Here is a 12,888-nt window from a genome sequence, read left to right on the forward strand (position 1 = left end):
GTCTGTGCACAGCTTTCACGGGGAAACACGTCAACATGCAACTGCGCAATTCATCTTCTCGCTACGGCGTGGTCAGCATCGTCCTGCACTGGGGCGTGGCTCTGGCAGTCTTCGGCCTGTTCGGCCTGGGCCTGTGGATGGTCGGCCTCGACTACTATAGCCCTTGGCGCAAGGCCGGCCCGGACCTGCACAAGAGCATCGGCCTGGTGCTGCTGGCGGTGATGCTGCTGCGGGTGGTCTGGCGCTTCATCAGCCCGCCACCACCGGCACCGGCCAACCACGGCGCACTTACCCGCCTGGCAGCCAAGTTGGGCCACCTGGCCCTGTACCTGGGGCTGTTCGCGGTAATGATTGCCGGTTACCTGATTTCTACCGCCGACGGTGTCGGCATTCCGGTGTTCGGCCTGTTCGAAGTGCCGGCACTGGTCAGCGACCTGCCCGACCAGGCAGACCTGGCTGGCGTGATTCATCTTTGGCTGGCCTGGGGCTTGGTGATTTTTGCCGTGCTGCATGGCTTGGCAGCGCTCAAGCACCATTTCATCGACCGTGACGCGACCCTGACCCGCATGCTGGGCCGCAAAGCTTGACTCTCAACCTCAATTGCATAGGAAGGAAGTAAGGATGTTGAAAAAGACTTTTGCCGCTCTGGCGCTCGGTACCGCTCTGCTCTCCGCCGGCCAGGCCACGGCTGCCGAGTACAAGATCGACAAGGAAGGCCAGCACGCGTTCGTTGACTGGAAGATCAGCCACCTGGGCTACAGCTTCATTCACGGTACCTTCAAGGACTTCGACGGCAACTTCACCTGGGACAGCGCCAAGCCTGAAGCCAGCAAGATCAACGTCGACCTGAAAACCGCCAGCCTGTGGTCGAACCACGCCGAGCGTGACAAGCACATTTCCAGCGCCGACTTCCTCGATGTGAAGAAGTACCCGGAAGCCAAGTTCGTCTCCACCAGCGTCAAGTCGACTGGCGACAAGACTGCTGACGTGACTGGCAACCTGACCATGCACGGTGTGACCAAGCCGGTCACCTTCAAGGCCACCTTCAACGGTGAAGGCAAGGACCCATGGGGCGGCGAGCGCGCTGGTTTCAACGCCACCACCACGCTGAACCTGAACGACTTCGGCATCAAGGGCCCGGGCGCTACCTCGCAGACCCTGGACCTGGATATCAGTGTTGAAGGCGTGAAGCAGAAGTAATTTGCTTTAGCTGAAGTACCGAGGGGGCTGCTTCGCAGCCCTTTCGCGACACAAGGCCGCTCCCACAGGTATTGCGCTGCAAGTGAAATCTGCGCAATACCTGTGGGAGCGGCCTTGTGTCGCGAAAGGGCCGCAAAGCGGCCCCCTCATACTTTTTGTCAGCCCTTGCGGGTCAGCAGCGCCGGGCGCTCACCGCGAGGGCGGCTCGGCAGGTCATCCAGTTGCTCTGGCGTCGGATAACGGTCGAGCTTGGATTCCTTGCGGATGATCACTGGCTGTTTTTCCGGCTGGCGCGGGTTGCGCACGGCCGGTTCCTGCCGGGCAGCATCGTCACGGGCCGGGCGCCCACGGCCACCACCATCACGACGGGCGCCGCCACCATTGTTGGCGCGGGCCGGACGTTTCTCGCCGCCACCGCTGCTGCGCGGCTGGCCGCTATTGCGACCCTGGCCACCGGCGTTGCTGCGCTGGCCATTACCCTGGCCCTGACCTTGGCCGGCACTGCCACCCGGGCGGCGATTGCGGCCCTGGTTCTTGCCCTGGTACGGGCTGACATAGTCGGCACGGTTGCCGAAGTTGTCGATATCGTCGTCCAGGAACTCTTCCGGATCACGGTCGACAGGCACTTTCGGCGCGCTGCTGTTGCTGGCCTGCTGTTGCTGCTGGCGCGGCTTCTTGTCACGCGGCTTGCGTTGCTGCTGTTGCTTGTCGCCGCTCTTTTCCTTGTCGGCCGGCTTGTCAGCAGCCTGTTGCTTGGCCTTGCCTTTATCCTTGCCCTTGTCCTTGCGGCCGCCGTTGGCGTCTTTGCCGCCTTCGCCGCGGGCCTGCTGGTTGCGGCCACCACGGCCGTTGTTCTGCTGGCGTTCGCGTACTTCAGGCTTCTCGGCCTCTACCTGGCTGGCGTCGAAGCCCATCAGGTCGCCGTCCGGGATCTTCTGCCTGGTCACCCGCTCGATGCTCTTGAGCAGCTTCTCTTCATCCGGCGCGACCATGGAAATGGCCTCGCCCGAACGCCCGGCACGGCCGGTACGGCCGATACGGTGGACGTAGTCTTCCTCGACGTTCGGCAACTCGAAGTTGACCACGTGCGGCAACTGGTCGATGTCCAGGCCACGGGCGGCGATGTCGGTGGCGACCAGCACGCGCACGCTGTTGGCCTTGAAGTCGGCCAGAGCCTTGGTGCGGGCGTTCTGGCTCTTGTTGCCGTGGATCGCAGCGGCGGTCAGGCCGTGCTTTTCCAGGTACTCGGCCAGGCGGTTGGCGCCGTGCTTGGTGCGGGTGAACACCAGTACCTGTTCCCAGGCACCCTGGGTGATCAGGTGCGCCAGCAGCGCGCGCTTGTGGCTGGCGGGCAGGCGGTAGACGCGCTGCTCGATACGCTCGACGGTAGTGTTCGGCGGGGTGACCTCGATACGCTCCGGGTTGTGCAGGAGCTTGTCGGCGAGGTCGGTGATGTCCTTGGAGAAGGTGGCCGAGAACAACAGGTTCTGGCGCTTGGCCGGCAGACGGGCGAGGACCTTCTTGACGTCATGGATGAAGCCCATGTCGAGCATGCGGTCGGCTTCGTCCAGCACCAGGATTTCCACGTGGGCCAGGTCAACCTTGCCTTGGCCGGCCAGGTCGAGCAGGCGGCCCGGGCAGGCGACCAGCACGTCCACACCCTTGGCAATGGCCTGGATCTGCGGGTTCATGCCGACGCCGCCGAAAATGCAGGCGCTGACCAGTGGCAGGTCACGGGCATAGACCTTGAAGCTGTCATGCACCTGGGCTGCCAGTTCGCGGGTCGGGGTCAGGACCAGCACGCGAGGTTGGCGCGGGCCATGGCGCTGCGACTTGTCGGGGTGGCCGGCCGGGAACAGGCGCTCGAGGATCGGCAGGGCGAAGCCGCCGGTTTTACCAGTACCTGTCTGTGCGGCGACCATCAGGTCGCGGCCTTGCAACACGGCGGGAATCGCCCGCTGTTGCACGGGGGTCGGCTGGGTGTAGCCCGCAGCCTCGATAGCGCGGACAAGAGCCTCGGAGAGACCGAGGGAAGCAAAGGACATGGGCAATCCTGTTCTCGTGTGGGCTGGGCCCGTTTGGGATGTTCTGCCTGGCGCGACGGGCATCGGTGGGATGCGATCGCGTCCGGTCCAGCTGGGCTTTCACTGCACATCCGGTTAGCGGAGGGTGGACGCGAAGGCGCGTCGATGCCGATCGGGATGCCTGTTGCGAGGCCGAGCGTCCGGGCGTGAGCCGGGCGGGAAGGCCCGAGTATAACAGAGCTATCGTGCTGTGCTGCTTTCCTGCTGCTCAACGGCGTTGAGAATGTTTCCGATGTCGCCTGTGTAGCGGTTGCTGATCGCTGCATAGGCCGGTTCCTGCTTGAAGCGCCGCAGTTCCACGGCGAAGGCCTGGGCCAATGCCTCCCGCCCCGGCTTGCGCGCCAGCCCCAGGTACTGCGCCTGGCGGCTTATCACCAGCGGCAGCTCCTCGACCTGCTGTTGCAGGCCCAGATGCCGCAGCAGGTAGTGTCCGACCCTGCGGTCGGTGATTGCCAGGTCGATGCGGCCCAGCATCAGTTTGCCGAAGTTGGCTTCATGGGTAGGCGCTGCTTCGCGCCTGAAATGTACGGCCTCGTTGAACGCGGCACCATAGGCGTAGCCGGGTGAGGTGCCGACGGTGAGGCCGGCAAGGTCATCCAGCGCCTTGACGGCATGGCGACGTGCGCGGGCCTGGAACAGGACGAACTCGACCTCCGACATGGGCTCGGGGGCGTACACCAGGTAGGGCTGGCGCGACTCGGTCTGGAAGATGTCCATGATGCCGTCGGCCGAGCCCTGCTCGATCATTGCCAGGCAGCGCTTCCATGGCAGGAACTCCCACTCCACCTCGACGCCAAGGCGTTCGAACACCAGGGTGGTGACTTCGTAGTCGATGCCGCGCGGCTGGCCGTCGTGCTGGTACGCATAGGGTGCCCAGTCGTCGGTCACCAGGCGCAGGCGCTCGCCCAGGGCCAGCGGGCTCAGGCAGGCGAGCAACAGGATCCAGAACAGACGGGCGACGTGTGGCATGGCCGGAGATTACGCGCTCGGCCGTTGCATGGCCAGAGCCCGAGATTGAACGTGGCAATTGCCATGATCGAATACTGAAAGGCATGCGCGGCCCCTGTGGGGGGGGGGGGGNNCTCCCACACGGTACGCGGACCGCTTGCGCACTGAGTTCTCTGCGCGACAGCGCAGCCCAAAGGGCTGGGCAATCTCCCACAGGAATTGCACAAGGCAGTGGTTTTGCGGGTACCTCAGCCTTGGGAGGTGCGCAGCAGATGCGCCTCGATATCCTTGCGCCGCTCGCCCAGCGACAGGCGCAACCCCGGGTGACGCAGGCACTGGCGCAGTTGCTCGGGCTCCACCTGGCCATGGCGGGCGTTGAGGTTTTCCAGGGCCTTGTCCCACCAGGCCGGCGCGCAGGCGCGGTCGAACTCATTGGGGTAGGGGTAGCAGCCATAAAGCAGCTCGCGGGCGAACTGGCGCTCGTGGCTGGGCAGGGTCATGCTCAGCGCCTTGTAACCCAGGCGTTGCAGGGTCGGCGGCCGTGGCAGCTGGTCATTGACCAGGGACACGTCGGCCAGCGCCGCGTGGCTCAGCGGGTCATCGCCGTGCTTGCGCAGCCAGGCCTGGATCTTGGCGCGGAACTGCGCCTTGCGGCTCCAGTAGTGGTGGATGACATCTGTGCATTCGGCCAGTTCCAGCGTGCGGTAGGCCGCCACTGCCAGGCAGAACTCCTCGAGGGTATAGGCCTCGCGAGCCAGGGGGTGGAACTCGTCCATCATGGCGATGGAGCGGTCCAGGGTGCCGGCGTCTTCTGCGGTGAGGCCGATGACCCCGGAGTTGACCAGTGGCATCTGGCAATCGGCCAGGCCCCTGGACTCGAGTATGGCCAGCAGGTTCTTGTACAGCAGACACTTCTGGTTGCTGCCGTAGCGCGCGCCGATGGCATTGCACAGCAGGCGGCCTGGGGCCACCCGGGCGAACAGCTCCAGCGGCGACTTGCGGAAGAAGGTGTCGGTGTCGATCAGCACTGCCAGCGGATGTTGCTGCAGCACCTGGCGCAACAGCACATGCTTGCTGCGAAAGTGATAACCGTGAGGCGCGTTCCATGCCTGGCGTGTGGCTTCGTCCAGCAGGTGTACGGTGACCGGCAGACCGGCATAGGGCTGTGGGTTGTCGGTGTAAACCTGAATGTCCATGGCTTCGCCCGTGCCTAGATGGGCGAGGGCGCTGATGATGCTGAAGCAAGCTTCCTGATGGTAGGTTGCCGGGCCAAAAGCCAGGTAGACGAGCTGTGGACGCGATGGCTGGAGGGGCTGCATGGCAGGCAAGACCTGTGTAACCGGAAAATGAATAAGGCTTTAGTCTATGACCAAAGCCTTAATCAAATCTTAAACAGATTTTGCAAAAAATTTCAGCGCGGCAGCTTCAGATTGTTCCAGATCGCCAGGCTCGGCTCGGCCTGGTTCAAGGTGTAGAAGTGCAGGCCCGGTGCGCCGCCTTGCAGCAGCTGTTCGCACATGCGGGTGATCACTTCTTCGCCGAATGCCTGGATGCTGGCGGTGTCGTCGGCATAGGCTTCCAGCTGCTTGCGGATCCAGCGCGGGATCTCGGCGCCACAGGCGTCGGAGAAGCGCGCCAGCTTGCTGTAGTTGGTGATCGGCATGATGCCGGGTACCACCGGGATGTCCACGCCCAGCTTCTGCGCGCGCTCGACGAAGTAGAAGTAGCTGTCGGCGTTGAAGAAGTACTGGGTAATGGCGCTGTCGGCACCGGCCTTGACCTTGTGCACGAAGTTGGCCAGGTCAGCCTCGAAGTTGCGGGCCTGGGGGTGCATCTCCGGGTAGGCGGCCACTTCCAGGTGGAAGTGATCGGCAGTTTCCTGGCGAATGAATTCGACCAGGTCGCTGGCGTAGCGCAGTTCGCCACTGGCCATGCCCATGCCCGATGGCAGGTCGCCACGCAGGGCGACGATGCGCTTGATGCCTGCAGCCTTGTATTCGGCCAGCAGGGCGCGCAGTTCGGCCTTGGTGTCGCCTACGCACGACAGGTGCGGTGCGGCAGGTACCTTCACTTCGCTTTCCAGCTGCAGCACGGTGTTCAGCGTGCGGTCGCGGGTCGAGCCACCGGCACCGTAGGTGCAGGAGAAGAAGTCCGGGTTGTAGGCGGCCAGCTGGCGGGCGACGCCCATCAGCTTTTCGTGACCGGCATCGGTCTTGGTCGGGAAGAACTCGAAACTGTAACGGCGTTCCTGGGACATCAGGCGTTCCTCTGGCAGCAAGCTTCAAGCGGCAGGCTGCAAGTAAAAGCCAGATCGGTTATGGCCGGCCTGGCTTGGGCATCGTTCAAGATCCTTTATGCTTGAGCTGCAAGCGGCAACGGCATGGTCTGCCTTTGATTGCCGCTTGGAGCTTCAAGCTGCCGCTTAGTAGCGGTAGGCGTGCGGCTTGAACGGGCCTTCGACGGTGACACCGATGTAGTCGGCCTGCTGCTTGGTCAGCTGAGTGACCACGCCGCCGAAGCCGCGGACCATTTCCAGGGCCACTTCTTCGTCGAGCTTCTTCGGCAGTACTTCAACGGTCAGGCGCTCGGCTTTCTTTTCGGCCGACAGGTCGGCGAACTTCTGCTCGAACAGGAAGATCTGCGCCAGTACCTGGTTGGCGAACGAACCGTCCATGATGCGGCTTGGGTGGCCAGTGGCGTTACCCAGGTTTACCAGGCGGCCTTCGGCCAGCAGGATCAGGTAGTCATCGTTCTGCGGGTCGAAGCTGCCAGCGCCGGTGCGGTGGATCTTGTGCACCTGCGGCTTGACCTCTTCCCAGGCCCAGTTCTTGCGCATGAAGGCGGTGTCGATCTCGTTGTCGAAGTGGCCGATGTTGCACACCACGGCACGCTTCTTCAGCGCCTTGAGCATGTTGGCGTCGCAGACGTTGACGTTACCGGTGGTGGTCACGATCAGGTCGATCTTGCCCAGCAGGGCCTTGTCGATGCTGGCTTCGGTGCCGTTGTTGATACCGTCGATGAACGGCGAAACCACTTCGAAACCGTCCATGCAGGCCTGCATGGCGCAGATCGGGTCTACTTCGGTGACCTTGACGATCATGCCTTCCTGACGCAGGGACTGGGCCGAGCCCTTGCCCACGTCACCGTAGCCGATCACCAGGGCCTGCTTGCCCGACAGCAGGTGGTCGGTACCACGCTTGATGGCGTCGTTCAGGCTGTGACGGCAGCCGTACTTGTTGTCGTTCTTGCTCTTGGTAACCGAGTCGTTGACGTTGATCGCCGGGACTTTCAGCTCGCCCTTGGCCAGCATGTCCAGCAGGCGGTGCACGCCGGTGGTGGTCTCTTCGGTCACGCCGTGCACGCGCTCCAGCACTTGCGGGTACTTCTTGTGCAGCAGCTCGGTCAGGTCGCCACCGTCGTCGAGGACCATGTTGGCGTCCCATGGCTGGCCATCCTTGAGGATGGTCTGCTCCAGGCACCACTCGTACTCTTGCTCGGTTTCACCTTTCCAGGCGAACACCGGGATACCGGCGGCGGCGATGGACGCGGCGGCCTGGTCCTGGGTGGAGAAGATGTTGCAGGACGACCAGCGCACTTCGGCACCCAGGGCAACCAGGGTTTCGATCAGCACGGCGGTCTGGATGGTCATGTGGATGCAGCCCAGGATCTTCGCACCCTTGAGCGGTTGCTCGGCCAGGTACTTGCGACGCAGGCCCATCAGTGCAGGCATTTCCGATTCGGCGATGATGGTTTCGCGACGACCCCAGGCGGCCAGGGAGATGTCGGCGACTTTGTAATCGGTAAAACCAGCAGGCATGTTTGCAGCGCTCATGAGAGCCTCCATTCGTAGTGTGCGAATGGGCGCCGTTGTGCGTTAAGCGCCCGCGAGAGCGAGCAACGCCCCATCCGAGCCTGACAGGCCTAGCCTGCTGCAGCGCCCCTCGGACGGGTGGCGGGCATGGCGCCGCTGTGGGCGGCCATGTGAAGCGGCGGAGATTATAGCCGCGCCCGCCGGCTTGCCCAAGGTTTTCTGTCGATTAATCGCGACGATAGTCGATGTTCAATGGAGCGACAGCGGCCGCTCTGCCATCATTGCTACACGTTAGCCAAGCAGGTCAGGAGTACAGATGAACTTTCATACCCGCAAGTGGGTTAAACCCGAAGACCTCAACCCAAACGGCACTTTGTTCGGTGGCAGCCTGTTGCGCTGGATCGACGAAGAGGCGGCGATCTATGCCATCGTCCAGCTGGGCAACCAGCGCGTGGTGACCAAGTACATATCGGAAATCAACTTCGTCAGTGCCTCGCGCCAGGGCGACATCATCGAGCTGGGCATCACCGCCACCGAGTTCGGCCGCACCTCGATCACACTCAAGTGCGAAGTGCGCAACAAGATCACCCGCAAGGCCATCCTCACAGTCGACAAGATGGTCTTCGTCAACCTTGGCGAGGATGGGTTGCCGGCGGCGCATGGGCGGACCGAGATCAAGTACATCCAGGACCAGTTCCCGGATTCGGCAGTGGAGTGAGCATTCTGGGGCCGCAAAGCGGCCCCAGGATCTCAAGGCTGAGCGCTCACCTTGCGCACCACTCGCCCAATGCTCAACCCCTGCACCAGGATCGACGACAGCACCACGATGTAGGTGATCGACAGCAGCAGGTCACGTTCCTCGCCCAGTGGCAGCGACAGTGCCAGGGCAACCGACACCCCACCGCGCAGGCCACCCCAGGTCAGCACCCGTACCGTGCCCTTGGGCACCGGGCGCCAGCGGCGCAGCAGCACGATCGCCGGGGCCACGGTCAGCAGCCGCGACAGCAGCACCGCCAGCGCCAGCACGCTGCCGGCCGCCAGGTGCATCCAGTTGAATGGCAGCAGCAACAGTTCCAGGCCGATCAACGCGAACAGCAGTGCGTTGAGCATGTCGTCGATCAGTTCCCAGAAGCCGTCCATGTAGCGACGGGTCATGTCGTTCATTGCCAGGTTGCGCCCCAGGTTGCCGATGATCAGCCCGGCCACCACCATGGCGATCGGCGCCGAAACGTGCAGCTCGTAGCACATCGCCGAGCCGCCAATGACCAGCGCCAGGGTCAGCATCACTTCCACCTGATATTGCTCGACGCTCTTGATCATGCGGTAGGTGGCGTAGCCGATCAGGCCGCCAAACACCACGCCGCCGATGGCCTCGCGGGCGAACAGGATCGCGGTGTCGGTCATGCTCGGCGTCTCGCCCAGCTGGATGATGCCCAGCAACACGGTGAACACCACCACCGCAGTGCCGTCGTTGAACAGCGACTCGCCGACGATAGTGGTTTTCAGCGGTTTGGAGGCATTGGCTGTACGTAGCGCGCCCAGCACGGCAATCGGGTCGGTGGGCGAGATCAGCGCACCGAACAGCAGGCAGTAGATCAGCGGCACCTGCCAGCCGAACAGGGCGAACACCCAGTGCGACAGGTAGCCGATGACCACGGTGGCAATCAGTACGCCGACGGTGGCCAGCAGGCCGATGGGCCAGCGGTAGCTGCGCAGGTCGGAGAGGTTGACGTGCAAGGCGCCGGCGAACAGCAGGAACGCCAGCATCCAGTGCATCAGCAGGTCGTTGAAGTCGATCTGGTTCATCAGCCCTTCGACGCGCGCTTCCAGGCCAGGGAAGCCGATCAGGCTCAAGCCCTGCAGCATCAGGGAAAACAGCAGCGCCGTGACCATCACGCCGATGGCAGGGGGCAGGCCGATGAAACGGTAATTTACATAGGTGAGGAGGGTGGTAAGGCAGATAAACGCGGCAACTAGTTCAAGCATCCCGAATCCTGTAACAGTGGCTTCCAAGTCGTAACCCGAATGGCTCGAGCAGTTCTTTGATGACCTGGCGCGGGGTTCGGGACACAGGGTTTGACCGGATTCGTTTGAAACGTTCCCATCCAGAAGGTTGTATCGCATACCCTGGCTTGTGCAAAACCCGAAGGCTGGCGCGGTCTCTGTGGGAGCGGGCATGCCCGCGAACACCGGCAAAGCCGGTGACATGCACCAAGTTGCTTTCTTCGCGGGCATGCCCGCTCCCACAATGGTCCCCTCGAGCGCTGTATATTCACCAACATAAAAAGCCACAAGGATAAGAAGGCGTGCTGGCAACTTCCCTGGTGTTGGTCGCTGCCCTGCTGCATGCGACCTGGAATACCCTGATCAAATTCAGCGGCGAGCGCCTGCTGGTGATCGCCAGCATGGATACGGTGGCGTTGGCCTTCGCGGTGCTGGCGGTGCCCTTCGTCGAGGTACCGCCGGCCAACATCTGGCCCTGGCTGCTGGCGTCGGCGCTGGCTGAGCAGCTATATCGCTTCCTGTTGATCCAGGCCTACCGCGTGGGCGACCTGGGGCTGGTCTATCCTCTGATGCGCGGGCTGTCGCCGCTGGTGGTGCTGGGGCTGACCCTGGCCTTTGCCGGCGAATCGCTGAGCCAGCAGCAGATCATCGGCATCCTGCTGATCCCCTGTGGCATGGCCTGCCTGTTGTGGCAGGGCGGTGGCGGTGACCGGCTGCCCTGGTCGATGCTGCCGGTGGTTGCCCTGATCGGCCTATGCATTGGCTGCTACACCTGGTTCGACGGCCAGGCCGTGCGCTTGTGGGGCAAACCCTGGGATTACCTGGTGTGGCTGACCTTGCTCAGTGCCTGGCCCTTCCCGTTGCTTGCCAGCGTGACGCGGCGTACGCCGTTCGTGTTGTTCTGGCGCCTGCAGTGGCGCCTGGGGCTGGCGGTTGGGCTGTGTGTATTGCTCAGTTACGCGTTGGTGCTGTGGGCCATGCACCTGGGGTCGGTGGCCGAAGCGGCGGCGTTGCGGGAGTTGAGCGTGATCCTGGTGGTGCTGCTGGGCATGCGCTACCTGAAAGAACCTTTTGGCGGACCGAGACTCCTAGCTTGCGGGCTGGTGTTGGCCGGCATGCTGGTAATGAAGCTTTGACCCGAAGACTGAACAAGGAGTCCTGTCCATGACTGTTGCCCTGTGGTGCATCCTGATCGCGCTGTTCTTGCCGCCACTGTGTGCGTTGATCGCCAAAGTCGGTAGTGGCCGCTTCCGCTTGCGTGACAACCACGACCCGCGCGCGTTCCTGGATACCCTGTCCGGGTTGCCGCGGCGCGCGCATGCTGCCCAGCAGAACAGTTTCGAGGCCTTCCCGGCATTTGCCGCGGCGGTGCTGGTGGCGGATATCGTCGGCAATGCCGAGCAGGTGACCCAGGATGTGCTGGGGGTGATGTACATCACCAGCCGGTTGCTCTACATCATCTGTTACCTGGCCGACTGGGCCATGCTGCGATCGCTGGTGTGGTTTGCCGGGATGGCGATGATCGTGGCCTTCTTCGTGGTTTCCATCTGAGATCGCGTCGCCTTCTTCGCGGGCGAGCCCGCGAAGAATCGCCCGCCGATCAAGGCACTTTCGGCACCTCGGGCAGCGGCTTGCCCTTGGGCCACAGCATCCAGATCTGCCCCTGCTGCTTCATGTTCCCGGCCAGTTCTCCAGCTTCCGGCCCAGTGCCCCAGAACAGGTCGGCGCGCACCTCGCCAGTAATTGCCCCACCGGTATCCTGAGCCCCCACCGGGCGTACCACCGGCGTACCGTCCGGGCGAGTGGTGGACAGCCACAGCAAGCTGCCCAGCGGAATCACCTTGCGGTCGATGGCCACGCTGTAGCCAGCGGTCAGCGGCACGTTCAGCGAGCCCCGCGGCCCTTCGTTGCTGTCCGGGCGTGTGCTGAAGAACACGTAGCTGGGGTTGCTGGCGAGCAGTTCCGGCACCCGCTGCGGGTTGGCCTGGGCCCAGGCATGAATGGCGCCCATGCTCACTTCTTCCTTCTTCAACTGGCCTTGTTCCACCAGCCAGCGCCCGATCGGCCGGTAGGGGTGGCCGTTCTGGTCGGCGTAACCCAGGCGCAGTTGGCGGCCATCTTCCAGTTGTACCCGGCCGGAACCCTGGATCTGCAGGAACTGCAGGTCCATCGGGTCGGTCAGCCAGGCCAGCACCGGTGCCTTGACGCCGTCACGGTTGATCACCTCGGCGGTGTCGTAAGGCTTTAGCACCCGGCCATCGAGGCGACCGCGCAGGCGCTTGCCCTTGAGTTCGGGGTACACGCTGGCCAGGTCGACCACGATCATGTCGTCGGGAATGCCGTAGACCGCCACGTGGTTGGTTGTCGATTGGCTCAGGCTGCCAGGGTAGACCGGTTCGTAGTAACCGGTGATCAGGCCGTTGGCATTGTTTTCGGCCGAACGCAGGCCGTATACCTGCAGGTTCTGTTGCAGGAAGGCGCGCACTTGCAAGGCATTGTCGGGCACGCTGGCGGCTGCTTCGCAGGTGCTGGCCCAGACGCTGTCGCGCTTGAGCTTTTCACAGCCGTTGCGCCAGGCCTGGAAGCCCGCCACCAGGTCGCTGTCGCTGACGGCAGGCAGGTCCTGCCAGGTGGCATTGGCGTAGGTGGCGATGGCATGGGGCTCGGGTTTGGCGCTTTCGCCACCGTTGCAGCCGGCCAGCAGGGCCAGCGCCGGGAGTGTCCAGGCCAGATGGCGCAGGGCAGATTTCATGAGTACGTTCCTGTCATGGGTGAACACGGATATTCGCCCCTGTTTTTTATGTGGCTATTGGTCTTTGGCCGCTGGGCAGCGATACTGGC

12 protein-coding genes and 1 riboswitch are annotated in these 12,888 nt (G+C 63.3%); of the genes, 5 read left to right on the forward strand and 7 right to left on the reverse strand.

The window, feature by feature from the left end:
* Window positions 1-35 precede the first annotated feature (35 nt).
* Complete coding sequence (locus B2790_RS04215; RefSeq protein WP_025340898.1) at window positions 36-587, forward strand: cytochrome b; 552 nt, start codon at window positions 36-38, stop codon at window positions 585-587.
* A gap of 34 nt (window positions 588-621) precedes the next feature.
* A complete protein-coding gene (locus B2790_RS04220) occupies window positions 622-1,200 on the forward strand; it encodes a YceI family protein (protein ID WP_286918322.1) in 579 nt (192 codons plus the stop codon).
* Between the two features lie 158 nt (window positions 1,201-1,358).
* Here B2790_RS04220 and B2790_RS04225 read toward each other — a convergent pair whose 3' ends face one another.
* From B2790_RS04225 to ahcY, 5 genes are all read right to left on the reverse strand, one after another.
* On the reverse strand, window positions 1,359-3,245 hold the full coding sequence (locus B2790_RS04225) for a DEAD/DEAH box helicase (protein WP_286918323.1): 1,887 nt from the start codon (window positions 3,243-3,245) through the stop codon (window positions 1,359-1,361).
* A 219-nt stretch (window positions 3,246-3,464) separates the two neighbouring features.
* A complete protein-coding gene (locus B2790_RS04230; RefSeq protein WP_286918324.1) occupies window positions 3,465-4,253 on the reverse strand; it encodes a substrate-binding periplasmic protein in 789 nt (262 codons plus the stop codon).
* Between the two features lie 227 nt (window positions 4,254-4,480).
* Window positions 4,481-5,551 carry a hypothetical protein gene (locus B2790_RS04235; RefSeq protein ID WP_286918325.1) on the reverse strand — a complete coding sequence of 357 codons (1,071 nt, stop codon included), beginning with the start codon at window positions 5,549-5,551 and terminating at the stop codon, window positions 4,481-4,483.
* Window positions 5,552-5,643: 92 nt separating this feature from the next.
* Window positions 5,644-6,489, reverse strand: coding sequence for a methylenetetrahydrofolate reductase [NAD(P)H] (metF, locus tag B2790_RS04240; RefSeq protein WP_025340893.1), 846 nt, complete (start codon window positions 6,487-6,489; stop codon window positions 5,644-5,646).
* Between the two features lie 165 nt (window positions 6,490-6,654).
* A complete protein-coding gene (ahcY, locus tag B2790_RS04245) occupies window positions 6,655-8,064 on the reverse strand; it encodes an adenosylhomocysteinase (RefSeq protein WP_025340892.1) in 1,410 nt (469 codons plus the stop codon).
* Window positions 8,065-8,084: 20 nt separating this feature from the next.
* Window positions 8,085-8,181, reverse strand: a riboswitch (S-adenosyl-L-homocysteine riboswitch).
* Window positions 8,182-8,359: 178 nt separating this feature from the next.
* Between ahcY and B2790_RS04250 the strand changes: the two genes are divergently transcribed.
* Entirely contained in the window at window positions 8,360-8,761 is a 402-nt protein-coding gene (locus tag B2790_RS04250; protein WP_003257757.1) for an acyl-CoA thioesterase, read from the forward strand.
* Between the two features lie 32 nt (window positions 8,762-8,793).
* Here the strand turns inward: B2790_RS04250 and B2790_RS04255 are convergent, their stop codons facing one another.
* Entirely contained in the window at window positions 8,794-10,029 is a 1,236-nt protein-coding gene (locus B2790_RS04255) for a cation:proton antiporter (RefSeq protein WP_025340891.1), read from the reverse strand.
* Between the two features lie 320 nt (window positions 10,030-10,349).
* On the opposite strand from B2790_RS04255, the gene B2790_RS04260 reads away from it, so the two are divergent.
* Complete coding sequence (locus B2790_RS04260) at window positions 10,350-11,183, forward strand: EamA family transporter (RefSeq protein ID WP_286918326.1); 834 nt, start codon at window positions 10,350-10,352, stop codon at window positions 11,181-11,183.
* Between the two features lie 28 nt (window positions 11,184-11,211).
* Entirely contained in the window at window positions 11,212-11,598 is a 387-nt protein-coding gene (locus B2790_RS04265; RefSeq protein WP_025340889.1) for an MAPEG family protein, read from the forward strand.
* Window positions 11,599-11,647: 49 nt separating this feature from the next.
* On the opposite strand, the gene B2790_RS04270 is transcribed toward B2790_RS04265, so the two are convergent.
* Window positions 11,648-12,799 carry a murein transglycosylase A gene (locus B2790_RS04270; protein ID WP_286918327.1) on the reverse strand — a complete coding sequence of 384 codons (1,152 nt, stop codon included), beginning with the start codon at window positions 12,797-12,799 and terminating at the stop codon, window positions 11,648-11,650.
* Window positions 12,800-12,888 lie beyond the last annotated feature (89 nt).

It is taken from the genome of Pseudomonas sp. UBA6753 (genome assembly GCF_002453565.1).
GTDB lineage: Bacteria > Pseudomonadota > Gammaproteobacteria > Pseudomonadales > Pseudomonadaceae > Aquipseudomonas > Aquipseudomonas putida_Z.